Origin of the sequence: Sphingomicrobium sp. (genome assembly GCA_036563485.1) — a bacterium.
GTDB lineage: Bacteria > Pseudomonadota > Alphaproteobacteria > Sphingomonadales > Sphingomonadaceae > Sphingomicrobium.
Genome location: DATCMI010000001.1, coordinates 2,110,592 through 2,134,447 on the forward strand (window position 1 = coordinate 2,110,592; position 23,856 = coordinate 2,134,447).

25 protein-coding genes are annotated in these 23,856 nt (G+C 64.7%); 15 read left to right on the forward strand and 10 right to left on the reverse strand.

Features of this window, described 5'->3' with window-relative positions; translation table 11 throughout:
* The first annotated feature begins 85 nt into the window (after positions 1-85).
* Complete coding sequence (locus VIL42_11055) at positions 86-760, forward strand: hypothetical protein (GenBank protein HEY8593383.1); 675 nt, start codon at positions 86-88, stop codon at positions 758-760.
* 18 nt (positions 761-778) lie between these two features.
* Here VIL42_11055 and VIL42_11060 read toward each other — a convergent pair whose 3' ends face one another.
* On the reverse strand, positions 779-1,084 hold the full coding sequence (locus VIL42_11060; protein ID HEY8593384.1) for a PspC domain-containing protein: 306 nt from the start codon (positions 1,082-1,084) through the stop codon (positions 779-781).
* Between the two features lie 249 nt (positions 1,085-1,333).
* Between VIL42_11060 and panD the strand changes: the two genes are divergently transcribed.
* A complete protein-coding gene (gene panD, locus VIL42_11065; protein ID HEY8593385.1) occupies positions 1,334-1,771 on the forward strand; it encodes an aspartate 1-decarboxylase in 438 nt (145 codons plus the stop codon).
* Here panD and VIL42_11070 read toward each other — a convergent pair.
* Entirely contained in the window at positions 1,716-2,933 is a 1,218-nt protein-coding gene (locus VIL42_11070; protein ID HEY8593386.1) for a hypothetical protein, read from the reverse strand. The genes panD and VIL42_11070 overlap by 56 nt on opposite strands.
* A 56-nt stretch (positions 2,934-2,989) precedes the next feature.
* Between VIL42_11070 and msrB the strand changes: the two genes are divergently transcribed.
* The 4 genes from msrB to VIL42_11090 all read left to right on the forward strand — a co-directional run bounded on the left by msrB (position 2,990) and on the right by VIL42_11090 (position 4,993).
* Positions 2,990-3,478: a peptide-methionine (R)-S-oxide reductase MsrB gene (msrB, locus tag VIL42_11075; GenBank protein ID HEY8593387.1), complete on the forward strand. Its 489-nt coding sequence runs from the start codon at positions 2,990-2,992 to the stop codon at positions 3,476-3,478.
* Positions 3,479-3,486: 8 nt separating this feature from the next.
* The gene (locus tag VIL42_11080; protein HEY8593388.1) at positions 3,487-4,326 is read left to right on the forward strand and encodes a trypsin-like peptidase domain-containing protein; all 840 of its coding nucleotides are present in this window, start codon (positions 3,487-3,489) and stop codon (positions 4,324-4,326) included.
* 173 nt (positions 4,327-4,499) lie between these two features.
* Positions 4,500-4,721 (forward strand): cold-shock protein, encoded by a 222-nt coding sequence (locus VIL42_11085; protein HEY8593389.1) that lies wholly within the window; start codon positions 4,500-4,502, stop codon positions 4,719-4,721.
* A 2-nt stretch (positions 4,722-4,723) separates the two neighbouring features.
* Positions 4,724-4,993 carry a hypothetical protein gene (locus VIL42_11090; GenBank protein ID HEY8593390.1) on the forward strand — a complete coding sequence of 90 codons (270 nt, stop codon included), beginning with the start codon at positions 4,724-4,726 and terminating at the stop codon, positions 4,991-4,993.
* 142 nt (positions 4,994-5,135) lie between these two features.
* Here the strand turns inward: VIL42_11090 and VIL42_11095 are convergent, their stop codons facing one another.
* On the reverse strand, positions 5,136-5,741 hold the full coding sequence (locus VIL42_11095; GenBank protein HEY8593391.1) for a hypothetical protein: 606 nt from the start codon (positions 5,739-5,741) through the stop codon (positions 5,136-5,138).
* A gap of 226 nt (positions 5,742-5,967) precedes the next feature.
* Between VIL42_11095 and VIL42_11100 the strand changes: the two genes are divergently transcribed.
* Positions 5,968-6,180, forward strand: coding sequence for a hypothetical protein (locus tag VIL42_11100; protein HEY8593392.1), 213 nt, complete (start codon positions 5,968-5,970; stop codon positions 6,178-6,180).
* Here VIL42_11100 and VIL42_11105 read toward each other — a convergent pair.
* A complete protein-coding gene (locus VIL42_11105; GenBank protein ID HEY8593393.1) occupies positions 6,177-6,356 on the reverse strand; it encodes a hypothetical protein in 180 nt (59 codons plus the stop codon). The two genes, VIL42_11100 and VIL42_11105, sit on opposite strands and share 4 nt — an antisense overlap.
* A 422-nt stretch (positions 6,357-6,778) precedes the next feature.
* Here VIL42_11105 and VIL42_11110 point away from each other — a divergent pair, with 422 nt between their 5' ends.
* The 3 genes from VIL42_11110 to VIL42_11120 all read left to right on the forward strand — a co-directional run bounded on the left by VIL42_11110 (position 6,779) and on the right by VIL42_11120 (position 11,805).
* Positions 6,779-7,399 (forward strand): SOS response-associated peptidase family protein, encoded by a 621-nt coding sequence (locus VIL42_11110; GenBank protein HEY8593394.1) that lies wholly within the window; start codon positions 6,779-6,781, stop codon positions 7,397-7,399.
* 159 nt (positions 7,400-7,558) lie between these two features.
* The gene (locus tag VIL42_11115; GenBank protein HEY8593395.1) at positions 7,559-10,840 is read left to right on the forward strand and encodes a DEAD/DEAH box helicase family protein; all 3,282 of its coding nucleotides are present in this window, start codon (positions 7,559-7,561) and stop codon (positions 10,838-10,840) included.
* A 422-nt stretch (positions 10,841-11,262) separates the two neighbouring features.
* On the forward strand, positions 11,263-11,805 hold the full coding sequence (locus tag VIL42_11120; GenBank protein ID HEY8593396.1) for a hypothetical protein: 543 nt from the start codon (positions 11,263-11,265) through the stop codon (positions 11,803-11,805).
* Positions 11,806-11,880: 75 nt separating this feature from the next.
* On the opposite strand, the gene VIL42_11125 is transcribed toward VIL42_11120, so the two are convergent.
* From VIL42_11125 to VIL42_11145, 5 genes are all read right to left on the reverse strand, one after another.
* A complete protein-coding gene (locus VIL42_11125; GenBank protein HEY8593397.1) occupies positions 11,881-12,246 on the reverse strand; it encodes a WGxxGxxG family protein in 366 nt (121 codons plus the stop codon).
* A 256-nt stretch (positions 12,247-12,502) separates the two neighbouring features.
* A complete protein-coding gene (gene rpoD, locus VIL42_11130; protein ID HEY8593398.1) occupies positions 12,503-14,557 on the reverse strand; it encodes an RNA polymerase sigma factor RpoD in 2,055 nt (684 codons plus the stop codon).
* 13 nt (positions 14,558-14,570) lie between these two features.
* Positions 14,571-16,409 carry a DNA primase gene (dnaG, locus tag VIL42_11135; protein HEY8593399.1) on the reverse strand — a complete coding sequence of 613 codons (1,839 nt, stop codon included), beginning with the start codon at positions 16,407-16,409 and terminating at the stop codon, positions 14,571-14,573.
* The gene (locus tag VIL42_11140) at positions 16,406-16,861 is read right to left on the reverse strand and encodes a GIY-YIG nuclease family protein (GenBank protein HEY8593400.1); all 456 of its coding nucleotides are present in this window, start codon (positions 16,859-16,861) and stop codon (positions 16,406-16,408) included. The genes dnaG and VIL42_11140 overlap by 4 nt, the downstream gene beginning before the upstream one ends.
* A 105-nt stretch (positions 16,862-16,966) precedes the next feature.
* Positions 16,967-17,422 carry a GatB/YqeY domain-containing protein gene (locus VIL42_11145; GenBank protein HEY8593401.1) on the reverse strand — a complete coding sequence of 152 codons (456 nt, stop codon included), beginning with the start codon at positions 17,420-17,422 and terminating at the stop codon, positions 16,967-16,969.
* A gap of 140 nt (positions 17,423-17,562) precedes the next feature.
* Here VIL42_11145 and carA point away from each other — a divergent pair, with 140 nt between their 5' ends.
* The 5 genes from carA to VIL42_11170 all read left to right on the forward strand — a co-directional run bounded on the left by carA (position 17,563) and on the right by VIL42_11170 (position 23,550).
* Positions 17,563-18,732: a glutamine-hydrolyzing carbamoyl-phosphate synthase small subunit gene (gene carA / locus VIL42_11150; protein ID HEY8593402.1), complete on the forward strand. Its 1,170-nt coding sequence runs from the start codon at positions 17,563-17,565 to the stop codon at positions 18,730-18,732.
* Between the two features lie 11 nt (positions 18,733-18,743).
* The gene (locus VIL42_11155; GenBank protein ID HEY8593403.1) at positions 18,744-18,995 is read left to right on the forward strand and encodes a hypothetical protein; all 252 of its coding nucleotides are present in this window, start codon (positions 18,744-18,746) and stop codon (positions 18,993-18,995) included.
* Positions 18,996-22,358, forward strand: coding sequence for a carbamoyl-phosphate synthase large subunit (carB, locus tag VIL42_11160; GenBank protein HEY8593404.1), 3,363 nt, complete (start codon positions 18,996-18,998; stop codon positions 22,356-22,358). It begins immediately after the preceding gene.
* 77 nt (positions 22,359-22,435) lie between these two features.
* Positions 22,436-22,912: a transcription elongation factor GreA gene (greA, locus tag VIL42_11165; GenBank protein HEY8593405.1), complete on the forward strand. Its 477-nt coding sequence runs from the start codon at positions 22,436-22,438 to the stop codon at positions 22,910-22,912.
* 8 nt (positions 22,913-22,920) lie between these two features.
* Positions 22,921-23,550, forward strand: a complete 630-nt coding sequence (locus tag VIL42_11170) for a rhomboid family intramembrane serine protease (GenBank protein ID HEY8593406.1) — start codon at positions 22,921-22,923, stop codon at positions 23,548-23,550.
* A 62-nt stretch (positions 23,551-23,612) separates the two neighbouring features.
* On the opposite strand, the gene VIL42_11175 is transcribed toward VIL42_11170, so the two are convergent.
* Complete coding sequence (locus VIL42_11175; protein ID HEY8593407.1) at positions 23,613-23,855, reverse strand: DUF4170 domain-containing protein; 243 nt, start codon at positions 23,853-23,855, stop codon at positions 23,613-23,615.
* Position 23,856: the final 1 nt, after the last annotated feature.

Consider the following 23,856-nt stretch of genomic DNA (forward strand, 5'->3'; position numbering starts at 1 on the left):
ACCTCCCCATAAACCCGGTCTTTACGCCCTCGGCGCTAGGATCGTCGCCTTGAAGACAGTTCCGCGGAAGCACGAGGGGAGATGGATGGCGAGTAACCGGTCAGTCGAAACGAGCCCGGTGATCAGCGTTGCCGCGAGCCAGCTCGCCCGCGTCGCCGGCGAAGGCTCGGCGCGGCACCCGCATCTTGCCGCCTTGCTCGAAGGCACCGGTCCGCACACCGCGCGCGACCTGTCCGACGCCGTCCACCTGCTGTGCAGCCTTCACGGCCGCTATCCTGGCCTCATCGAACTGGCGCTTCAGCGCTGCCCCAAGGGCAGTGTCCACGATTGGCTTTCCCGCGCATCCGACGGCTTCGAGCGCGAGCGCCTGTACCTGGTTCGCTTAACGTCGGCAGTGGGGCCGCTTCCGAGCACGCCCGGCGCCATGGAGACGGAGACGAGCCTCGCGACGGCGCGCAATGCGCTGGAGACTCTCGCCAATTCGGAACGCGACGGCTGCTCGATCGGCGCCGCAACGGCGCTGGTCTGCGACTGGTGGCCGGTGCGCCGCCTGCTCGACCGCGCTGCTGCAAGGGTAGGCACGGAGCCGCCGGCGCCATCGCTGCCCGACGAGGCTTCGGTCTTGGATGTGGTGGACGCCGCGGCCGAGACGCCGGGAAGCGCTCGTGCGCTTGCGTTCGGCGGAGAGCAGTTGCTGCTCCAGCACCGCGCCTTGTTCGATCTTCTCGAAGCGCGGGCGGAAGCGCGCGGCGACTATTAAGCCGCCGCGGCTGCCGGATTAAGCGGCCTTCGCCAACTCCCGCTGTTCGTTCGCCGCAACCGGCGCCGCTTCGGCGACGCTCGTTTCCACGGCGGCCGAGGGCTGCGCCTTCGCCTTCGGGAAGAGCAAGCGCGAGATCAGCACGATGACGCCGAGCGCCAGATAAGTGCCGACGGCGATCTGCGGGGAGAGAATCACCGAGGCGGCAAGCGGCGCGCGCAGGTAGACGGGGTTGAAGCCGAAATCCTCGCCGATCGCCTCGCACACGCCCAAAATCGTGTGGGACCGAAAGGGCAGGGCGACCTGATTCTGTTGCGCTTCCATTTGCTCACTCCATGGCAAAAATCTTGTGCCCAATGCTGAGCAAGACCCGTGCCAAATTCGAAAAGTGAAAGAATCCAACGCGGTACTGACGACGACTAGCGCCGGGTTCGGAAAACCCGCCAAGTCGCGCAGCTGACAGTTGGGAATTTGCACCGCGTGCTGCAAGTGCGATATTGCAATGCAGCATATGGTTTCGACGAACAGTCCCTATATACAGGCCAACATGGGGACCATTGGAGCGCTATTCCGATGATGCGGATCATGATGAAGTCGAAGATCCACCGGGCAACGGTGACGCAGGCCGACCTGCATTATGTCGGGTCGGTCACGCTCGACTCCGACCTGATGGAGGCCGCCGACCTGCTTGAAGGCGAGCAGGTGGCGATCGTCGACATCACCAATGGCGCCCGCATCGAGACTTATGTGATCCCCGGCGAGCGCGGCAGCGGCGTGATCGGCATCAATGGTGCCGCGGCGCACCTCGTCCACCCGGGCGACCTCGTCATCATCATGAGCTATGCGGTGCTCGACAATGCCGAGGCCAAGGCGCTGAAGCCGACGGTGGTCCATGTCGACGAGCAGAACCGCGTCGTGAAGATCGGCAACGACCCGGCCGAACCCGTGCCCGGCACTAACGATCAGCAGCGCGGGGACGTCGTGGCGCTTGCGGGACATCGCCCGTCGTAAGCAGCCGCCACGGCTGCGGCAGATAATCCGTCGACATATAATAATAAAAGACGCAGCGGCCGCCTTCGTTGCGGTTGATGCCCTTGGCGATGCCGAAGGCGACGTCACCGCTGAATACCGGGCCGCCGCTGTCGCCGGGCATGCATGACGGGCCTTTGACGGTGACCCAGGTTGGCGAGCAGGGGCCGCCGCACAGGTCGCCGGGCGGCGCATAGTCGGTCAGCTCGACGATAGAACAACTGTAGCCGGTGCTCTCCCCATAATGGCAGACGAACTCGCCGGCGCGGGTGCTTGCGACGTTGCGCCAGGTGGCGAGCCGCCGGGCGGCGTCTGCGCCGCGGTCGGCGTGAAAGATCGGCTCGGGTGAATTGTCGCTGCCGTTGATCTGCACGTCTTGGTACGCCGCACCCCAAGACCCGATCATCGGCAGCTCGGCAGTATCGCCGCCACGCGACACATAGGTCAGCTGGTCGGGGCAGTGGGCGGCGGTGGTGATCGCGTTCGTTTCGCCATTGGTCACGACGAAAGCCGTGGTGCAGCGGCTGCGCTTGCCGGTTACGGCGCTGACGCCTTCGACCCGGCTTCCGCCGTCGATGGTCATGTTGCTCTCGTCGAGTTCGTTCACCGCGATCGAGACCGGCACGCCACTAATCTTCTCGGCACGGGCGCGCAGTTCGTCGATGCCGAACCGCGTCGCGTCGGCTGGCGTGACGAGCAGGACCACCTGTCCCGTGCGCTGATCATAACCGGCGCCTCGCGCGCCTGGCAGGTCGGTGCGGATGTCGATCAGGTGGCGGCGCATGGCGGCGACGGCTTCGGCATGCGTCGCCTTGGCGCCTGTCTTGAAGACGACCGGGACGCCGGCCGCACGCCGCTCCGCGACGGGCTCGTCGCCCTTCAGCAGCACGATGATCCGGTATTCGGGCGCATGTTCGATCGAGATGCCGGCCAGGCGATCGGCAAATTCAGCAGCTAGGGCAGTCGTCACGGCAACGCTCGCCTGCTGCGCCTTGAGGCGGCGAAGCGCCTCGGCCGGGCTGACCCGGAGCTGGAGCGCATATTCCTCGGCATCGCGTGCAAGCGCCTCTCTGCCGGACAGCGGCGACTGTGCGGCCGCGGCCGCAGAAACGGCGAACAGAAGCAAGGCGAGGATCCAGCGCATCGACAGACGCCCATCGCATTCCCATGTTAAACGGCAACTGAAGGAGAAGCCGATCCATGGCCGACACCGCGACGACATCCGCGTTCGATCTCACACCCCCGAGCGAACAGCAATTGCAGGAGTTGGTCGCCGACCTGAGCAGCGAGGAGCGGCACGTCCTGCTCGAGCACGGGACCGAAGCGCCGTTCTGCGGCACCTTCCTGCACGAGAAGCGCGCCGGCGTGTTCACCTGCCGGCTGTGCGGCCTGCCTTTGTTCAACGGCGGCACCAAGTTCGAAAGCGGCACCGGCTGGCCGAGCTTCACCCAGCCGTTCGCGGAAGGGCACCTCGAATATATCCGCGACACGAGCTACGGCATGGTGCGCACGGAGATCGTCTGCGCTCGCTGCGGATCGCACCAGGGCCATGTGTTCGACGACGGACCGCCGCCGACCGGGCAGCGCTACTGCATCAACTCGGTCAGCCTCGACTTCACGCCCAACGGTGAGAACCTTCCCGACAAGCTCGGTCGGGGAGCGCCCGAGGGCGAGCCGGTGCAGGGCTGACGCAGTCGATGAATGAGCGTCCGGGCGTCGCGCCCAAGTTCCCGTTCCTGCTGCTGTTCGTCTTCCTGCTGATCGCCGCGGTGATCGGCGGCGTCGTCTCGCGGCTGCTGCCGATCGGCGGGACTGCGCCCGCCGAGCCGCGGGTGCTCGCCGGGCCGGCAGAGGAAAGCCTCTCGCCCCTGGTCAAGAAGACCGCGCCGGCGGTGGTGAACATCGCGACCATCCAGCCGTCGCCGGCGGAGCAGAATCCCTTGCTCCAGGATCCGTTCTACCGCCGCTATTTCGGCATTCCCGACGCGGCGCTTCAGCCGACCGTCGCTGCCGGCTCGGGTGTGATCGTCGACGGTGCACGTGGACTGGTGATCACCAATTTCCACGTCATCCAAAATGCCCGCGCGGTGCAGGTGGGCCTCAAGGACGGGCGGCAGCTTGCCGCGGTGCCGGTCGCGATGGCGCCGCAGCTCGACCTTGCGGTGCTTCGGATCGAGGGACGCGACCTGCCGTCGATTGCGCTCGGCGACAGCAGCAAGCTCGAGGTCGGCGACTATGTCGTCGCCATCGGCAATCCGTTTGGGCTCGGCCAGACGGTGACCAGCGGCATCGTCAGCGCCACCGACCGTCCGATTGCGCAGGGCGATCCGCGGCGGATGATCCAGACCGATGCGCCGATCAACCCGGGGAATTCCGGCGGCGCGCTGATCGACCTCAACGGGCGCGTGATCGGCATCAACTCGGCCCTGTTCAGCCCCAGCCGGAACGAAGCCGGCGCCGGCAATATCGGCATCGGCTTTGCGATCCCGAGCAACGACGTGCGCAAGGTTCTTGCCGAGGCCGAACGGGCGCGCTGAGGGGGTTTCGTCGGCGCGCCCTTACAATCCGGCCGCCAATGGCCTACATAGTCTTCGCTACTAGTCGCAAATGGACGGTCTTCAGGCGCTTTGCGGCTCCTCTCTTCCTTCTCTCTGGGCTCCTAGCCGCCACGAAGCGGACGGCACTTCTTCGCCGCCCGTGCACTGAAGGAATGACTATGACGACCGGAACTGTGAAATTTTTCAACGAGAGCAAGGGCTATGGCTTCATCGCGCCGGATGGCGGCGGAAATGATGCCTTCGTCCACATCAGCGCCGTCGAGCGCTCGGGGATGCAGAGCCTGCGCGAGAACCAGCGCGTGACTTTCGACCTCGAGGAAGACCGCCGCGGCAAGATGGCCGCAGTGAACCTCAAGTCCGCCGACGGCGAATAATCTTGGCCGGACCGATCATCCGCAGCTCCAACCTGCAATTCCTGCTCGATAGGGCGGAAGAAGCACGAGGGCAGGCGGAAGCGGCAACGCTCGACCATGTGCGAGAGCGTTGCCGCCGGTCCGAAGCCGCGTGGCAGGCGCTCGCCGACAAGGCTCGGCGAAGCGAGACGCTGCGCAACGAACTAGCAGAAAGGAAAGCGGCGATTGCCGCACCAGATACGAATGAAATCGACAACCAGTCCGACGAGCTGGAAACGCCGGCCGTCCCTTAGACCGTTCTACCCCAAGCCGGCCGATGCGGCCGCGCAGCCGCGCTTCGACGCGGTAGCCTATGCCGCCGCACTCGAAGTGCTCGGCTAACCCACCCTACAGCCAGGCAAGCCGCCTCGTTTCCGCCGTTCGGTCCTGATCGGGTCAGTCGACCCGCTGGGCGAGGCCGCGGCTGAGCGCGTCGGCGACGAGCGCGCGGAGCCGATCGCTGGCGATGTGGCTGAGCCGAGCCTGCTCGCGGCCGAGGTCGCCCTGCTGGCGCCCGAGCGCTGCCTGCTGCGCCCCGAGCGCGGACTGCTGGCGGCCGAGTTCCGACAGCTCGCTGAGCCGCGCATTGGCCATCAGCTGCCCCAAGGCAGCTTGGCGGCGGCCGAGCGCCGATTGCTGCTCGCCGAGCGCCGACTGGCGCGCCCCAAGCGCACGCTGCGGCTCCATCAACTCATTGGCGCGGCGCAGCGTCGCGGCGTCGCGGATGACGTAAGCGGAACCGCCGTTACGGAAGTAGAGCAGGGGTTCGCCGGCGGTGCGCAGCGCCTTGGCGCGCGCCCAGTCGCCGCTGCCGCCGTTCATCGTCGACGAGCTGTCGCCCGATCCGAACAAGACATAGCTGAACCGGTCGGCGGATTCGCCGGCTGGATGCGCCCAAGCCGGACCAGCGGTCGCGGTCAGGGTCAGAGCGGAAACGGCGAGCGCGGCAGCAGCGGCGACGCCGCGGGCGTTGAAGCGCAAAGAAGCGATCGGCTTGGTCATGGTCGAAGTCCCTTGTTTTCCCGAGTCGCACATGATGTGCTACAATTGTAGCGCTGCTGCAAGCAAAATCCGCTACAAATGTAGCGTTAGCCTGGTTGCGGGGCGGCGCGGTGAAGCGGCGGGCTTGAGGCTCAAGGGGGGAAATGAAGAGCAGCGAAACCTGATCGAGATCATTTCGCGTTCATGAAAAGCCTTATATTCCAGCCGCATAACCATGGGGTGGGGAATGCAGGAATATCGTTTGTACGTGCTCGACGGGTCGGGCACGCTTCAATTTCCGCGCGAGATCGTCGCGCCGGACGACCATGAGGCGATCGCGCTTGCCGACGCCGAATGCGGCGAGGGGCACCAGATGGAGCTTTGGCACGCCAAGCGCAAAGTTCATTGCTGGGGCTTTGCAGCCTGCCCGTCCAAGTGCGAGCGCCCCGCCGCGCATTAGCGCGACGGGTGCCCTTGCGGCTGCGGCAGCCGCCGGTCGGCTTCGTCGATGGCCGCGATGAGACCGCCGAAACGCGGCGTTTTGTCCACGGGCCACAAATTTTCGAACGACGGCGTCAACAACCGCGCGTCCATTCTTTCAAGCGAACCGACGGCTACGAACTGGTCGTAGTCCATCGTAAACCTCACAACTTCTTTTGCCGAAACAACGCGCTGGCCTCGCGCCGGTTGCCGCGGCGGGCGGCAGTGCGCGGCCAGTCGGGCGTCCCGAGCGACGGGGCGCGACGCCCTGGAAACTGTCATTGTTGCGCCCTCGGCCCCTTCGCCGAAGCGGGGGGAGGGGGGGTGTGTCGGCTTTGTCGGTTTCGGTCCGGACGGCTCGGCTCTCGCATCGACGAGCTTAAGCCACAAAAGGGGTGATGTAGGACAGCGAAATTGCGGGCTGGGCTGGCTTGGAGAGGGCAGCCGTCACGCGAGTGAATCGCGTGACGTCAGTCGGGCTCTGCTTGCGCAGCCCCGCTGGCCGGCTCTCACCATCTCTTCGACATAAGCCGATATTCGCGACGCGAATTTCGTCTTATGCTCGGTGGCTCAAGGCTATGTGCAACCTCTACAAACTCAAGCAATCGGCCGAGGAAGTCGCGCAGCTGTTCGACGCGGTTGCCGACAAGGGCGGCAATGCCGGCGACACCGTTTATCCCGGCTACCCGGGGCTGGTGGTCGCGCCGGACCTCGGGATCGGCGGCTTGCGGGTCCGGCAGATGAGCTGGGGCTTCCCGCTGACGCTGAAGGGCAAGAACGGCCAGCCGCTGAAGCCCAAGCCGGTCAACAATTGCCGCACCGACAAGCTCGACAGCTTCATGTGGCGCCACAGCTTCCGCGAGCGCCGCTGCCTGATCCCCGTCACCGCCTTCTGCGAAGCGGAAGGGGAGAAAGGATCAAAAACGCGCACCTGGTTCTCCCTGCCCGATGAAGAGCTGTTCGCCGTCGCCGGCATCTGGCGCGACACGGCGGAATGGGGGCCGGCTTACTCGATGGTGATGACCGAGGCGTGCGAGCATGTGCGGGGCGTCCACGATCGCATGCCGGCGATACTGCCGCGGGAGGATTGGGGGGACTGGCTCGACGGGCCGCCGGATGCTGCCGGGTTGCTGTGCCGGCCTTGGGAGTTGGGGATGACGGTGCTCCGAACCGAAGAACCCTGGGTTCGTCGGGCGTAGGCCGAGCCTGAGCTAAGCGGGGCAATGCGAGCGCAGCTTAGGCCGAAGAGCCGTTGAGCACCCGGCCAGCGGGTCGGCGCAGCCGAGCCCGTCTGACGTCACGGCATTTACTCCCGTGAGACCTGCGCTACTCTCTAAGGGCTCGGGTTAGGGGGGGATGTGGGACTATTTCCGAAGTGGCGTGGAACGGTTTTCCTTCCAGCTCTTCCGGATCGCAAAAAGAAGATCGGGCAAAACTGGATCTATCAGGAGGTTTTTCGCGGGATTGTTCGCAAAGCCGAGCTGTCGGATTCGCAGTACAAAGGGCATGATGAGTTAGTTCTTCGTGACATCTCTGCGCCCTTCGATCGCCTGCTTGTCCGTCACAAAGGTGCGCGAAGGTTGGAGACTTCGCAGCCAGTGGTCAAAATCCACGGTTCCGCAGACGGCGACCATTTGGAACTTAGGTGGGAAGCCCTTGGCCGCCTCGAAACCTATGCCGATACTCCCGAGAAGGTGTTGGCTAGTTGGACCAATGCGTTCGCTTTTCGTGAGGAGGACGAGGACGCCGGTTCAGCAGGACTACGCAGGCCCCAAGTTGGCGCACTTCACGCGATCTCTGCCCATTTCGCAGTGGGCCGCACATTCGACGCCGCTACAGTCGTGCTCCCGACTGGGACCGGCAAAACAGAGACTATGCTTGCGGCGCAAGTTTATCGACGCCCAGCACGAACACTCGTGCTCGTTCCGAGCGACGCGTTGAGAACTCAGATCGCTCGAAAGTTTGTCTCGCTCGGCGTGCTTCCCACTGCCGAAGTTGTCCCAGAGGAGTTGCCAGGGCCGCGGGTTGCCGTCGTCAGCGGGGGTTTGAAGAACTTAGACGAGGCTCGAGAGCTCCTGAACGAAGCGAACGTAATTGTTACTCTACCGAACACTCTGCGAGCTAGTAATCCTGACGCCCTCGTCGCACTTACGGATGGTTGCTCCGACCTTTTCGTCGACGAGGCGCACCACGTGACAGCTGCTAGCTGGGCGACGATCAAGTCTCAGTTCGCAGACAAGCGCATCGTTCAGTTCACGGCTACTCCGTTTCGGCGCGATGGGAAGCGCGTCGATGGCAAGATCATCTTCAACTACAAACTTGGCGATGCTCAAGCGGCTGGCTATTATCGCCCCATCCATCTCCACACCGTCGAGGAGTATGGGGATCAGCACGACCGCGACCGGGCGATTGCGATAGCTGCCCTGAAAGCGCTGCGGGATGACTTGTCGGCTGGCTACGACCACTTGATTATGGCTCGCACCGAGACTCGGGAACGTGCGGATGAAGTAGGAAACATCTATCGCGAACTAGGCGCCGAATTTCATCCCGTGGTTGTGTATTCCGGCACGGGGCAAGCAAGCGCGAACAAGAAGGCGTTAGATGCGATCCGCTCCAACGCGTCAGACAAGTCGCGGGTCGTTGTTTGCGTCGACATGCTCGGCGAGGGGTTCGACCTGCCTAATCTGAAAATTGCTGCTCTTCATGATGCTCACAAATCGCTGGCAATTACTCTGCAATTCATCGGGCGATTCACGAGAAAAGGTGCCTCGGGCACCGTCGGCGATGCGACAGTAGTCACGAACATCGCCGACCCGGTGGCAGAGAAGAAGCTCTCAGATCTGTACGCTGAAGGGGCAGATTGGGATCAGCTAATCCAGCGCCTGAGCGAGGAGCGGATCGAGACGGAAGTCGACCTGCAGGAGGTGGTGTATGCGCTTCGCGAAAAGGGCGACCTGCACGGGCTCCTTTCGCTCTGGAATCTACGACCCGCACTCTCGGCCCAGTTTTACCGAACAACATGCGACGAATGGAATCCTGAAGCATTCCGTTCTGTGCTTCCGAAGAGCGCCGAGGCTTGGTTTTCGCTCAATGAGGAGAGGGCGCTTCTCGTCGCCGTCGTTTCATTGGAAAGGAAGGTTGGTTGGGGCGACTATGATGACCTTCTAGATAGAACCTACGACCTACTTATCCTGAAGTGGGATAAATCCGATGGCTCCCTGTGTCTCTTCGCTAGCGACTACAACGGCTTAAACTCCGAGAAGATGGCGCAAGCGGTCACGGACGAAAGCACGGAGTTGGTGAAGGGCTCGCCGATATTTCGCATCCTGAACAACGTTGAGCTGCCGCTCGTGAAAAGCCTCGGGTCGTCACGGATCGGGGCAATTAGCTTTACCTCGTATTTCGGCCCAAACGTGACTGAAGGCTTGGCTCTGATCGAGAAAGCTCAGTCCGAACTGAACAACGTAGCTTGCCTTGGATACGAAGACGGAGAGCGTGTCCTTTGGGGCGGGACGCAGCGTCGAGGTAAGGTCTGGCAGCAAAGACGAGGAACAATCACTGAATGGATGGACTGGGCTGCCCGTACCTTCTCCAAGATTTCTACTGAAAGCGAGGACGTCGCAAACATCATCAAAGATTTTCTGCGACCAGTGCTCCTCACGAGTCCCCATGAATCGCATCCGATTTCCGTGCAGTGGGGCGAGCAAGCCCAGATGCGCTTCGGCGATAGGCAGGTGCTCTTTGGGTCACGAGAGGTGCCACTGTTCTTAATCGATCTTGATATCGAGGCAGTGGCCGATGACGGCGCGATTGACTTCCGTCTATCGACGGACGGAATCCACGCGACTTATCGACTAACGATCTCCAGTTCCCTGCCGGGCGGATATCGACATGATCAGATTTCGGGCCCGCCGGTGCAATTCGTCCGACGAGGTGCAGGGGCGGTGCCCATCATCGACTATTTCAAAATTGATCCGCTTATCATGCGCTACGCGGACGGCACTTACTCGTACAATTGCTATCATATTCCTGCACGGCTCAGTGCAGGTGAATACCCAGTTGAGCGACTTGAGGTCTGGGATTGGAAGGGTATTCCGCTCAATAGAGAATCGATGGGTAAGTCGAGGGACGCTGACACCATCCAGTTTAGGGCGTTCGAAAAGATCAACGACGACTTTGAACTCGTTTTCAACGACGATGGTCCCGGGGAAGCTGCCGACCTAGTTGCCCTCAGGAATGTTGATGAATCGACGATCCGGCTATGTTTAGTCCATTGCAAGAACGCTCATGAGGGGCGGATCTCTGGCGATATCCGCAATTTTTATACATTGTGCGGTCAAGCGCAAAAATCCATTGCTGTTAAGCACAGCGGCATGACGGCGCTCTATCTCGATCTCAAGCGGCGCCAGGACCTGTGGGGAAAGCAGGGTTACTCAAGATTTCTCAAAGGTGGCATGAAGGAGCTTTCATTCTTCAAGGAAAAAGCGAGAAGATCGAAAGTCGAGTTCGAAGTCATCATAGCTCAACCAGGCGCCTCCGCGGATTCAATCAGCCACGACGCCCGCAAGCTTATTGCGACAACGGATCTGTTCCTTCGGAAAACGACCGAGGCAATTTTTCGCGTGGCAGTGTCGCCGTAGATTCAAGCAGCTTTTGGTCGAGGACCGACCGCATCTTCCGTGACCGCGACGGATGCTTCAGCTTCCGCAGCGCCTTGTCCTCCGGCTGGCTGCACCAGCCTACGTTCGTCTTCGACTCCGCCTCGATCTACCGAATAGCTCACGCGTAACGCTGAACTGCTGCCCAACCTCCTCCAGCGTATGATCTGCACCATCCTCGCCAGTGCCCCGCACTGGCTGCGCGTGGAGCATCATGCCGTACCAAGCGCATGCGCAGCGGGGGTTATTCCCGGACGCTCGGCGGCTCGCTGACAGCACCTCAACGCACCACAGCATCGCCTTGCCTGCACGCGGCTTCAGGAGAGGAACGGGCGCCTCTTGCGACTGTTGGGTGAGGGCGGGCGAAATGCCCCGACCCCCGATCATCATACAGGAGGATTTCCATGAGTGAGCGTATTGCATCGGCCGTGTTCGACAGCCGTGAAGAAGCCGAGCGCGCGCTGAGCGAGCTGCGGTCGGCCGGCGTCCGCGACGACGCCATCTCCGTCATCGGCCGCCACGGCGAGCATAGCGACACCAGCGGCGGCATTAACGACGACGATGGCGACGGCGTGAACGGCAGCGGCGCGGTCAAGGGTGCGATCGGCGGCGGCATCGCCGGCGGCCTGCTCGGCCTTGCAGCGCTCGCCATTCCCGGCGTCGGCCCGCTCGCCGCTGCCGGCGCGATCGCGGCCTCGGCGGCTCCCGAAGCGGCCGGGCTCGGCGCGGCGATCGGCGCCACTGCCGGCGGCCTGTCGGGCCTGCTGAGCAAGCATGGCGTCAGCGACGACGATGCCAAATATTATGAAGAGCGCATCAACCAGGGCGGCTATTTCGTGTCGGTCGACGCGAGCGACGCCGGCGTGCCGATCGAGACGGCGCGCGAGATCCTGTTCCGCAGCGGCGGCCACAATTCGAGCCGCCAGCGGGAGAGCGCCAGCTTTTAAGCCGAAGCGAAGGGCTGCCGCCGAGGCGGCCTGAGAAGGTGAGGGCCCGGCGGCGAACCGGGCCCTCTTTTCATTTTAAAGGCGGGTGCCGGTGGTGCCGCGCGTGGTGCCCATGTCGCGGTCGATATGATCGTGATGATGGTCGCGGTCGCGGCGCTTGAGGCCGAGCAGGCCGGCAAGGCCGAGGAGGCCGAGCAGGCCCCACTTGCCGCTGTCGTCGTCGTCATCATCGCGGTTGCGGTCGCCTTCCGTGGTCGCGCGGTCGTTCGTGTTCTCGGTGGCGGCGACGCTGTTGTCGAGCTGCGCAACGCTCTGCTGAAGCTCTTCGGCCTGCTGCGCGACCTCGTTCGCCTGGGCGGCGACATTGTCCTGGGCGAGCGCGGCGGCGGGAAGCGCGAGCGCGGTGGCGGCAAGCAAAGCGTGCTTGATCTTGATGGTCATGGTTTTTTTCCTCCTGTTCGTCCTCGCTCGGCAGGGCCCGCGAGGTGCAGGCGGAACAACGGGCGCCCAAGCACCGCTGTTCCAACCGGCCCGGATCAGGACAGGAGGGGCGGGAGAGGGGGAAGCGCCGTCACGGAGTGAATCCGTGACGTCGGACGCGTCTGCGCAGCGCGGCTTAGGCCGCTCGCTTGCGCGCCGGCCGGCTGAATGACGCCCTTCGACTTCGCTCAGGACGAACGATCAGTAAGCCGCAGGCTTACTGATCGAGAAACGAACGCATTTTCCTCGAACGCGACGGATGCTTCAGCTTCCTGAGCGCCTTCGCCTCGATCTGCCGGATACGCTCGCGTGTGACGCTGAACTGCTGTCCGACTTCCTCCAGCGTGTGATCGGTGTTCATGCCGATGCCGAAGCGCATGCGCAGCACGCGCTCTTCGCGGGGGGTTAGGGACGCGAGGACGCGGGTGACCGTTTCCTTGAGGTTGGACTGGATCGCGGCGTCGACCGGGATGACCGCGTTCTTGTCCTCGATGAAGTCGCCGAGGTGGCTGTCTTCCTCGTCGCCGATCGGGGTTTCGAGGCTGATCGGCTCCTTGGCGATCTTGAGGACCTTGCGGACCTTTTCGAGCGGCATGGAGAGGCGCTCGGCAAGCTCCTCCGGAGTCGCTTCGCGGCCGGTTTCGTGGAGGAACTGGCGGCCGGTGCGGACCAGCTTGTTGATCGTCTCGATCATGTGGACCGGGATGCGGATGGTCCGCGCCTGGTCGGCGATCGAGCGGGTGATCGCCTGCCGGATCCACCAGGTCGCGTAGGTCGAGAACTTGTAGCCGCGGCGATATTCGAACTTATCGACCGCCTTCATCAGGCCGATATTGCCTTCCTGGATGAGGTCCAGGAACTGCAGGCCGCGGTTGGTGTATTTCTTGGCGATGGAGATGACGAGGCGGAGGTTCGCTTCGACCATTTCCTTTTTCGCGATGCGGGCCTCGCGCTCGCCCTTCTGCACCATGTTGACGATGCGGCGGAACTCGGTGAGCGAAGTGCCGGTCGCCTGGGCGATCTCGCTGATCTCGGCGCGGATGCGCTCGACCGTGTCCGCTTCGTTGTTGGCGAAGGCGGCCCATTTCTTGTCGATCTTCGCGACGTCCGCGACCCAATTCTCGTCGAGCTCGTGGCCGGTGTAGGCGTCGAGGAAGGCCTTGCGGTTGACCTTGTGGCGCTCGGCGAGGCGGAGCATCTGGCCGCCCAGCGCCATCAGGCGCTTGTTGTAGGCGTAGAGCGCCTCGACCAGGGTCTCGATCTTCGAGCCGTGGAACTGGACGCTTTCGACCTCGGCGGTCAGCTGCTCGCGAAGCTTCTGATACTTCTTCTCTTCGGCGGCCGGGAGCTCGTTGCCGAGCTGCAGCGCGTCCATGCGCGCGGCCTGAACCTTGGAGAATTTCTTGTAGATGGAGGTGATGGTCGCGAACTTCTCGAGCGCTGAGGGCTTGAGGGTCTCTTCCATCTGGGCGAGCGACAAAGTGTTGTCGTCGTCGTCATCGTCGGACGCCTGCGGCTTGGCGCGGCGGTCGACCATGTCCTCGTCGTCCTCGGACTTCTCCTCGGGCTCGTCCTCGACTTCCTCTTCTTCCTTGATCGAGGGGCCGGCGACCTTCTCGCTGATTTCGCCTTCCGCGTTCTCGCCGCCTTCCTCGGTCTCGGTCAGCTGCTCGGCCGTCGGGCCCTTCGAGAGCATGGCTTCCAAGTCCATGATCTCGCGCAGCTGCATGCGGCCTTCGTTGAGCGCGTTCGACCAGTCGATGATGGCGTTGAAGGTGATCGGGCTTTCGCAAAGGCCCCAGATCATGATGTCGCGGCCGGCCTCGATGCGCTTGGCGATGGCGATCTCGCCCTCGCGGCTGAGCAGCTCCACGGCGCCCATTTCGCGAAGGTACATGCGCACCGGATCGTCGGTGCGGTCGGTCGGCTCCTTCTTGGTCGCCGCGGCGGGGCGCGGCCCGCCGTCGTCCAAGGGATCGACCTCGTCCTCGGTCGAGGAATCGGAGTCCTTGTCGTCCTCCTCGTCGTCCTCGCCCTTTTCCTCATTCTCGACGACCTGGACGCCCATGTCGTTGATCGCGGACATGATGTCCTCGATCTGGTCGGGGCTCATCTGGTCGGAGGGGAGGGCTTCGTTGAGCTCGTCGACAGTGATGTAGCCGCGCTTCTTGGCGCGGGCGATGAGCTTCTTAACCGCCACGTCGTTGAGGTCGATGAGGGGCGCATCGCCCGCATCGCCGTCATTGACTTCCTGTGCTTCGTTTTTCGCCATAAGTTTTCGCCGCTTAGTCGGTGCCGGCAAGCTGCGCCAGCCTCTGTGTCAATCCACGCCGCGCCGCCATCAGGCGCTGCTGCTCCTCCAGGGCTTCTTCGGTGAAATCCCGCTTCAGCCGCTCCGTTGCATCCTCCAGCGCGCGGTCGACCTCCTCGGCCGCCGAAATGATCTCGACGGCTGCGGCCAGATCGCTTCGGGCGCGGTCCGGGTCGCTGTCGCGGCGGGTGAATGAAAAACCCATGGTTCGCTGGGCGGTTCGGCCCGTCGCTCCATCGGCGCCTAATATGGTGGCAAGGCTGTCGCGATCAAGCGTGGCGCCGGAGAAGGCGGCGTTGACCAGCTCGTCGCGCATCTCCGCGGTCGACTTGTCGGGGATGGGAAGCGCCGCCAGCTGCTCGCAATGGGCGGGCAGTTCCTCGGGGAAAAAGGCGAAGCCGAGGATCAGGGCGCGGGCGGTGGGCGCATCGATGCCGGAGCTGGCGATGCCGCGGGCTTCCTGGCCGACCGGCGGGGCAGGGGGCACGAAGCGGCCGTTCTTGAAGCTGCCGCGGGGGCGCGGGGTAAAGGCGCCGCCTTGGGGTGCGCCCTGCGGCCGGCGCTGCGCGTAGAAGCGATTCAGCCAATCCTCGCGGTACATGCGGCTGAGGTCCGGGTGCTGGATGGCCGCGGCATGGTCGATGAGGCGCTGCTTGAGCCCGGCCCAGGCTTCGGGCGTGGTCAGCGGCTCGGCCTCGAGCTCGTGGCGCCACAGGCGGGCGTCGAGCGGCTCAGGCGTGGCGAGGAGCGCTTCGATCGCCTCGCGGCCGCCGGCCTTGACGACATCGTCGGGATCCTGGCCGGCGGGCAGCTCGACGAAGCGCAGCGTGCGGTCGGGGCGGAGGTGGGGAAGGGCGCGCGTCGCGGCACGGATCGCGGCCTTGCCGCCGGCGCTGTCGCCGTCGAAGCAGAGGATCGGCGAGGCGTCGAGGCGCCATAGCCGCTCGAGCTGGGCCTCGGTGAGCGCGGTGCCGTTCGGCGCGACCGCTTCGGAAATGCCGGCGCGGTCGAGCGCGATGACGTCCATATAGCCTTCGACGACGATCAGGCGCTTGGCCTGGCGGCTCGCGGGCGCGGCGCGGTCGATGTTGTAGAGCGTTCGGCCCTTGTCGAAGAGCGGCGTGTCGGGGCTGTTGAGATATTTGGGCTCGCCTTGCCCGAGGATCCGCCCGCCGAAGCCGATCACCCGGCCGCGCGGGTCGCGGATCGGGAACATCAGGCGGCCGCGGAAGCGGTCGTAGCTGGCGCCGCCGTCCTCGGGCCGGATCAGCATGCCGGTTTCGACCAGCCTGTCCTCGCCGAGCTTGTCGAGCGCGCTCTTGAGCTTGGCGCGGCCTTCCGGTGCGAAGCCGATGCCGAAGCGCTTCACCGTCTCCGCGTCGATGCCGCGGGTCTTCAGGTAATCGCGGGCCGTCGCGCCTTCGAGGCCGTGAAGCTGCTCGCCGTACCATGTGGCGACGTCGGCCATAACATCGGTCAGCGAGGCGGTGCGGTCGGCGCGCTCCTTGGCTTGCGGGTCGGGCGCGGGCACGTCCATGCCCGCCTTGGCCGCAAGCTCCTTCACTGCATCCATGAAGGGCATGCCGCGATGGTCGGTCAGGAAGCGGATCGCGTCGCCATGCGCGCCGCAGCCGAAGCAATGGTAGAAATGCTTGTCGTCGTTGATGGTGAAGCTTGGCGTCTTCTCGTTGTGGAAGGGGCAGCACGCTTTCCACTCGCGCCCCGCGCGGACGAGTTTCACCGAAGGCGCGATGATGGCGCTGAGCACGGTCCGCGCGCGCAGTTCGTCAAGCCAGGCGGGGGAGAGGGTCACCGGCGGCGCCCTTCGACTACGCGCTTCGCGCTCCGCTCAGGACGAACGGGCTGCCGGTCGGACGCTTGGGCTTCGCGTCTATCGACTACGCGCTTCGCGCTCCGCTCAGGACGAATGGGTTCGTCTGTGCAGGTCGCCTCATCGTTCGTCCTGAGCGAAGTCGAAGGGCGCTCGCGCGGCGCTCGTGCAAGCCAACTGATGCGATCCCAGTCGCTGGCGATCAGCGCTTCCTTCTTTGCCCGCGTCCAACCTTTTACTCGGCGTTCAAACGCGAGCGCTTCATCGCGCGTCGGGGCGGCTTCGCACCAAACGAGTTCAACGGGGCGCCTCCGGCGCGTCCAATCGCAGCAAAGCCCTTGCTCATGCTGCGCAAGCCGCGCTTCCAGATTGTCCGTTTGGCCTGTGTAATATGAACCGTCGGCGCAGCGCAGGAGATAGACCCAGAATTGCATCGATGTTGTGCCAGCGCCCTTCGACTTCGCTCAGGACGAACGAAGGGGTGAGATTGGCACCGGGGCACACCGAGTCGCAAGCGAATCGGCCGATTTATCCACAGGTCAGCTGACCAGCGCCGCCTTCACCAGCGCACTCGCCCTTGCCGGTTCGATCGCGGGGCCGAGGCGTTCTTTCACCAGCGCCATAACCTTGCCCATGTCCTTCATCGAGGTGGCGCCGGTTTCGGCGATGATGTCGCGGATCTGGGCGCTCGCTTCTTCGTCGCTGAGCTGCTGGGGGAGGAAGCGTTCGATGACGGCGATTTCGGCTTCCTCGGCGGCGGCGCGGTCTTCGCGGTTGCCCTTGCGGTAGACCTCGGCGCTTTCGCGGCGTTGCTTGATCATCTTCTGCAGCACTTCGGTGACCAGCGCGTCGTCGTCCTTCGGGGCGCCGCCGGTGCGCGCTTCGATGTCGCGGTTCTTGATGGCGGCGGAAACCATGCGCAGCGTCGCCGTGGTTTCCTTGTCGCCGCCTTTCATCGCGGCGACGGTCGCGGTCTTGATGTCGTCCCTGATCATGGCCAGCTCTTTTGAAGAAAGCGCGTGACTAGCTGTGGATTCTTGCGCTGACCAGCATTGACGGCCCCTCGCGAAGTGCATAGCGGGAATGGCTTAGCGACATCGCTGGCAAACCTAGAGACGGAAGGCTTCTCCCGCCCATGGCCGACGCACATCTCACGCGCGCCCAACAACCCGAGGGCGCGACGGGAGTCGTGGTGTTTGCCGATGGCCGGACGGTGTGGGGAAGCGGGTTCGGCGCAGAAGGCGAAGCGGTCGGCGAGCTGTGCTTCAACACCGCCATGACCGGCTACCAGGAAGTGATGACGGACCCGAGCTACGCCCGGCAGGTCATCGCCTTCACCTTCCCGCACATCGGCAATGTCGGCGCCAACGACGAGGACGTGGAAGCGGGCGAAGCGCACGCGCTCGGCTGCCTGGTGCGCGAGGTGGTGACCGATCCCAGCAATTACCGCGCGAACGGCGGGTTTGCCGACTGGATGGGGCGGTCCGGCCGGATCGGCATCTGCGGGGTCGACACGCGCGCGCTGACCAAGCTGGTGCGCGAGGAAGGACCGCCGAACATCGCCATCGCGCACAATGCCAAGGGCGAGTTCGACCTCGACACGCTGCAGCGGATGGCGGCCGAATGGGCGGGGCTCGAGGGAATGGACCTCGCCAAGCACGTCAGCCGTGAGCAGGTCGAACGGTGGACCGGCGGCAAATGGGCGTGGGGGCAGGGCTACGACCTCGGCCCCGAGGACGAGGGGCGGCCTCACGTCGTCGCGGTCGATTATGGCAACAAGCGCAACATCTTCCGCCTGCTCGTCGAGGCCGGCGCGCGGGTGACGGTGGTGCCGGCGACCGCCAGCTTCGACGAGATCATGAGCCACGAGCCGGACGGATTCTTCCTGTCGAACGGCCCGGGCGATCCGGCGGCGACGGGTGAATATGCAATTCCCGTGATCCGGCAGATGCTGGAGACGAAGAAGCCCTTGTTCGGCATCTGCCTCGGCCACCAGCTTCTCGCGCTGGCGGTTGGCGGCATGACGTCAAAGATGTTCCAGGGCCACCGCGGCGCCAACCATCCGGTCAAGCGCCTCGCGGACGGCCGGGTCGAGATTACAGCCATGAACCACGGCTTCGCGGTCGCGCGCGAGGGAATGCCGGACAATGTGCGCGAGACCCACGTCAGCCTGTTCGACGGCAGCAATTGCGGGATCGAGCTGACCGACCGCCCGGCGTTCAGCGTGCAATATCACCCCGAGGCGAGCCCGGGGCCGATGGACAGCTTCTATCTGTTCGAAAAGTTCGTCGGGGCGATGAAGTGAGGGCTTTGCTTGTGGCAGCGCTTGTCGCTGGGCTCTCCGCCTGCGTGACGCCGGCGCGGATGCATGATGAGGCGCAGCTCAACACCATCGCGACCGGGTGCGGGATGGCGCTGGGCGAGCTGATCCAGGACGAGGAGCAGAAGAAGTTGCTGCTGGTCATCCGGCAGGAGCCGACGGCGCAGCAGCGTGCCTGCGTCGCGAAGTGGGCCAAGCGCAACGGCCTCAAGACCGTATTCGTCGCCATGAACTTCCCGGAGGGCTGATTGCCGAAGCGTACCGACATCTCCTCCATCCTGATCATTGGCGCCGGGCCGATCGTCATCGGCCAGGCGGCGGAGTTCGATTATTCCGGGAGCCAGGCCGTCAAGGCGCTGAAGGAAGAGGGTTACCGGGTCATCGTCGTCAATTCGAACCCGGCGACGATCATGACCGACCCGGAGCTTGCCGACGCGACCTATATCGAGCCGATCACGCCTGGGATCGTCGCCAAGATCCTGGAGAAGGAGCGGCCCGATGCGGTGCTTCCGACGATGGGCGGGCAGACCGGGCTCAATACTGCTCTGGCGCTGTTCAAGGACGGCACGCTCGACCGGCTCGGCATCGAGCTGATCGGCGCCAATGCCGAGGCGATCGAGAAAGCCGAGGATCGGCAGAAATTCCGCGACGCGATGGACAAGATTGGGCTGGAAAGCCCGCGCTCGGCGATCGTCCATACGATGGAAGAAGCGGCCGAGGCGCTGGAGACGGTCGGGCTGCCGGCGGTGATCCGTCCGAGCTTCACGCTGGGCGGGACGGGTGGCGGCATTGCCTACAACCGCGCCGAATATGAAGCGATCGTGCGCAACGGGCTCGACGCATCGCCGACTACCGAAGTGCTGATCGACGAGTGCCTGGTCGGGTGGAAGGAATATGAGATGGAAGTCGTGCGCGACCGCGCCGACAACGCCATCATCATCTGCTCGATCGAGAATATCGACCCGATGGGGGTGCATACCGGCGACAGCATCACCGTCGCCCCGGCGCTGACGCTGACCGACAAGGAATATCAGCGCATGCGGTCGGCGAGCATTGCCGTGTTGCGCGAAATCGGCGTGGAAACAGGCGGTTCCAACGTCCAGTTCGCAGTCGATCCAAAAACCGGGCGGATGATCGTCATCGAGATGAACCCGCGCGTGTCGCGGTCTTCGGCGCTGGCGTCGAAGGCGACCGGCTTTCCGATTGCCAAGGTCGCGGCGAAGCTGGCGGTCGGCTACACGCTCGACGAGATCAGGAACGACATCACCGGCGGCGCGACGCCGGCGAGCTTCGAGCCGACCATCGATTACGTCGTGACCAAGATCCCGCGCTTCGCCTTCGAGAAGTTCAAGGGGGCGGAAGCGGCGCTGTCGACGGCGATGAAGTCGGTCGGCGAAGTGATGGCGATCGGCCGCAGCTTCTCGGAAAGCCTCCAGAAGGCGCTCCGCGGCCTGGAGACGGGGCTGACCGGGCTCGACCGCGTGCGCGAGCTCGAGGACGCCGATCCGGCGACGATCGAAAGCCGCCTGGCGCGGCAGACGCCCGACCGGCTGCTGGTCGCGGCCGAAGCGCTGCGCCAGGGGTTCACGGTCGAGCGGATCAACGAGATCGCCGGCTTCGACCCGTGGTTTTTGAAGCGCTTGGAAGAGATTGTTCGCGCCGAGGAGGAAGTGCGGCTGAACGGGCTGCCGACCGATGCACGCGGCATGCGGCGGCTCAAGGCCATGGGCTTTTCCGACGCGCGGCTTGCCGAGCTGGCGCTCCGCTCGGCGCGGATCGACCGCCGGATGGGCGAAGCGGTGGCGGCGGGCGGTTCCGGTACGGTGCACAGCGCGGTGCGGGCGATGACCGGCGGCATTACGGAAAGCGAGGTGCGCGAGCATCGGCTGAAGCTTGGCGTGCGGCCTGTGTACAAGAGGATCGACAGCTGCGCGGCCGAGTTCGATGCCGCAACGCCCTACATGTATTCGACCTATGAAGCGCCCTTGTTCGGCGAGGCCGTCGACGAGGCGGAGGTCTCGGACAAGCGCAAGGTGATGATCCTCGGCGGCGGGCCGAACCGGATCGGCCAGGGGATCGAGTTCGACTATTGCTGCTGCCACGCGGCCTTCGCGCTCGGCCGCGACCGAGGGGCGCAGAAGGGCGCCGGCTTCGAAGTCATCATGGTCAATTGCAATCCGGAGACGGTCTCGACCGACCCGGACACGTCCGACCGCCTCTATTTCGAACCGCTGACGGTCGAGGACGTACTGGAGATCGTCCGGCGCGAGGCTGAGAAGGGCGAGCTGCTGGGCGTGATCGTCCAGCTCGGCGGGCAGACGCCGCTGAAGCTGGCCGCGGAGCTGCAGGCGGCGGGCGTGCCGATCCTCGGCACTTCGCCCGACAGCATCGACCTGGCCGAGGACCGCGAGCGCTTCGCGGCCCTTGTCGCCAAGCTCGACCTCAAGCAGCCGGCGAACGGCATTGCGCGGAGCCGCGAGGAGGCGCTGCGGGTCGCCGAGCGGATCGGCTATCCGGTGCTGCTGCGTCCGAGCTACGTGCTTGGCGGGCGCGGCATGGAGGTGGTCGACGGGCCGCAGCAGCTCGAACATTATATCGCGACCGCAGTGCAGGTGTCCGGCCGCAGCCCGGTGCTGATCGACCGCTATCTCCGCGACGCGATCGAGGTCGACGTCGACGCCATTTGCGACGGCAAGGACGTGGCGGTGTGCGGCGTCCTCCAGCATATCGAGGAGGCGGGCGTCCATTCGGGCGACAGCGCTTGCGCGATCCCGCCGCACAGCCTCGACAAGAGGATCGTCGCCGAGATCGAGCGGCAGACGCGGGCGCTGGCCCTTGCGCTTGGCGTGAAGGGACTGATGAACGTCCAGTTCGCGGTCAAGGATGGCGAAGTCTATCTGATCGAGGTCAATCCGCGCGCCAGCCGGACGGTGCCGTTCGTCGCCAAGGCAGCGGGGCGCCCGATCGCCAAGATTGCTGCGCGAGTAATGGCGGGCGAGCCGCTGGCGAGCTTCGGCGAGATCAACGAGAAGCTCGACTATATTGCGGTCAAGGGGCCGGTCTTCCCGTTCGCGCGCTTCCCCGGTACCGATCCGGTGCTTGGACCGGAAATGAAGAGCACCGGCGAAGTGATGGGAATCGATCGGGATTTCGACATCGCCTTTTCCAAAGCGATGCTCGGCTCGGGGATGATCCTGCCGCAGAGCGGGACGGCGTTCGTGTCGGTCAAGGATGCCGACAAGGACAATATCATCCCGGCGGTGCAGAAGATGGTGGAGCTCGGCTTTTCGATCATCGCCACGGGCGGCACCGCGGCGCACCTGCAGTCGAAGGGGCTGCCCGTCGAGACGGTGAACAAGGTTGCGCAGGGGCGGCCGCACATCGTCGACAAGCTGTCGGACGGGGACGTGGATCTGGTGTTCAACACCACCGAAGGCTGGCAGTCGCTGAAGGACAGCCATTCGATCCGGGCGACCGCGCTGGCGAAGAAAGTGCCCTATTTCACGACGGCTGCGGCGAGCCTTGCGGCGGCCCGGTCGATCGAGGCGGTGCGGGGCCACGCGCTTGAAGTCGCGAGCCTGCAGTCCTATTATTCCGCCTCCGAAAGCTAGGCTTCCACGACATTCTGGCTGCTGAGCGGGCCTTTTGGGCACGCCGGGGCAGGTTTTGAGAAAAAGGATTTGAGAACATGGCGAGCGCCGAAAAGGTACCGATGCTCGAAGAGGGCTACCGCAAGCTCAGCGACGAGCTGAAGCGGCTCAAGACCGAGCGGCCGGAAATCGTCGAGGCGATCGAGACGGCGCGCGCGCACGGCGACCTCAGCGAAAATGCCGAATATCATGCCGCCAAGGAGCGCCAGGGCCAGATCGAGGCGAGCATTGCCGACCTCGAGGACAAGCTCAGCCGGGCGATGGTCATCGATCCCAAGTCGCTGTCGGGCGACAAGGTCGTGTTCGGCGCCACGGTCACGCTGATCGACGAGGACGACAAGACCGTCCGGTACCAGCTCGTCGGCTTGGCGGAAGCGGACGCGAACCAGGGGCGGATCAGCTATAATTCGCCGCTCGGCCGGGCGCTGATCGGGCGCCAGAAGGGCGAGGACGTCGAAGTGTCGACGCCGTCCGGCGACCGCTATTACGAGATCGCCAAGATCGAATTCATCTAGGCCGCCGCGTGGAGCGCCTGGCCCGCAATCTCACGACCATCATCGCCGCGGTCACGGCGCTGGCGTGGCTGTTCGCGGTGCTTGCCGGCTATCAGGAGCAAGCGGCGCTGGCGCTCGGGTTCATCCCGCTTCGCCTGAGCGGCGGGGCGGTGCCCTGGCCGGCGGTGCCGGCATGCCTGACGCCGCTGACGGCGACGCTGGTCCATGGCGGCCTGCTGCACCTGGTCTTCAACCTCGTCGTGTTCCTGTGGTGCGGGGCGCAGGTCGAGCGAGTGCTCGGCAAGTCCGGGCTGCTGACGCTGTACCTGGTCGGCGCCTATGCGGCCGCGCTGGCGCAATGGGCGACCGACCCAATGAACGCGGTGCCAATGATCGGCGCGAGCGGTGCGATCAGCGCCGTGATGGGCGCCTTTGCGCTCAGCTTCGGGCGAGCGAAGCAGGTCACGCGCTCGGCGCGGCTCAACCGGTGGATCAATGCCCTCTGGCTGCTTGCCGCCTGGGTCGTGCTCCAGCTGATGATGGGCTTCATCGCCGGCGGGCAGGGCTATCTGCTCGCCACGCCGGCACATATCGGCGGGTTCGTCGCCGGGCTGCTGCTTCAGCGGCCCCTGCTGCTGTGGCGGTATCGGACGGCTTAGTCGCCTGACCCCTCCACCATGCTGCGCATGGTCCCCCTCCCCAGCGGCGGCTGGGGAGGATATTACTTCGGGCGGGCGATGCCGCCGACGCCGCCTTCGAGGTCCGGCTCGAGGAGCCGGTGAAGGTGGACGACGACATATTTCATCTCGGCATCGTCGACGGTGCGCTGGGCGGCGCTGCGCCAGGCATCCTCGGCGGCCGAATAGCTGTCGTACAGGCCGACCATGTCGATCGTGCCCATGTCGAAGTCGAGGCCGCGCGGATCCTTGACGCGCCCGCCGAAGACGAGGTGAAGCTTGCTCATG

Bases quoted from the DNA above. Each gene is read 5' to 3' on its own strand.
- VIL42_11055 (HEY8593383.1), top strand. From the start codon at position 86: ATGGCGAGTAACCGGTCAGTCGAAACGAGCCCGGTGATCAGCGTTGCC.
- VIL42_11060 (HEY8593384.1), bottom strand. From the start codon at position 1,084: ATGGAAGCGCAACAGAATCAGGTCGCCCTGCCCTTTCGGTCCCACACG.
- panD (HEY8593385.1), top strand. From the start codon at position 1,334: ATGATGCGGATCATGATGAAGTCGAAGATCCACCGGGCAACGGTGACG.
- VIL42_11070 (HEY8593386.1), bottom strand. From the start codon at position 2,933: ATGCGCTGGATCCTCGCCTTGCTTCTGTTCGCCGTTTCTGCGGCCGCG.
- msrB (HEY8593387.1), top strand. From the start codon at position 2,990: ATGGCCGACACCGCGACGACATCCGCGTTCGATCTCACACCCCCGAGC.
- VIL42_11080 (HEY8593388.1), top strand. From the start codon at position 3,487: ATGAATGAGCGTCCGGGCGTCGCGCCCAAGTTCCCGTTCCTGCTGCTG.
- VIL42_11085 (HEY8593389.1), top strand. From the start codon at position 4,500: ATGACTATGACGACCGGAACTGTGAAATTTTTCAACGAGAGCAAGGGC.
- VIL42_11095 (HEY8593391.1), bottom strand. From the start codon at position 5,741: ATGACCAAGCCGATCGCTTCTTTGCGCTTCAACGCCCGCGGCGTCGCC.
- VIL42_11100 (HEY8593392.1), top strand. From the start codon at position 5,968: ATGCAGGAATATCGTTTGTACGTGCTCGACGGGTCGGGCACGCTTCAA.
- VIL42_11105 (HEY8593393.1), bottom strand. From the start codon at position 6,356: ATGGACTACGACCAGTTCGTAGCCGTCGGTTCGCTTGAAAGAATGGAC.
- VIL42_11110 (HEY8593394.1), top strand. From the start codon at position 6,779: ATGTGCAACCTCTACAAACTCAAGCAATCGGCCGAGGAAGTCGCGCAG.
- VIL42_11120 (HEY8593396.1), top strand. From the start codon at position 11,263: ATGAGTGAGCGTATTGCATCGGCCGTGTTCGACAGCCGTGAAGAAGCC.
- VIL42_11125 (HEY8593397.1), bottom strand. From the start codon at position 12,246: ATGACCATCAAGATCAAGCACGCTTTGCTTGCCGCCACCGCGCTCGCG.
- rpoD (HEY8593398.1), bottom strand. From the start codon at position 14,557: ATGGCGAAAAACGAAGCACAGGAAGTCAATGACGGCGATGCGGGCGAT.
- VIL42_11140 (HEY8593400.1), bottom strand. From the start codon at position 16,861: ATGCAATTCTGGGTCTATCTCCTGCGCTGCGCCGACGGTTCATATTAC.
- VIL42_11145 (HEY8593401.1), bottom strand. From the start codon at position 17,422: ATGATCAGGGACGACATCAAGACCGCGACCGTCGCCGCGATGAAAGGC.
- carA (HEY8593402.1), top strand. From the start codon at position 17,563: ATGGCCGACGCACATCTCACGCGCGCCCAACAACCCGAGGGCGCGACG.
- greA (HEY8593405.1), top strand. From the start codon at position 22,436: ATGGCGAGCGCCGAAAAGGTACCGATGCTCGAAGAGGGCTACCGCAAG.
- VIL42_11175 (HEY8593407.1), bottom strand. From the start codon at position 23,855: ATGAGCAAGCTTCACCTCGTCTTCGGCGGGCGCGTCAAGGATCCGCGC.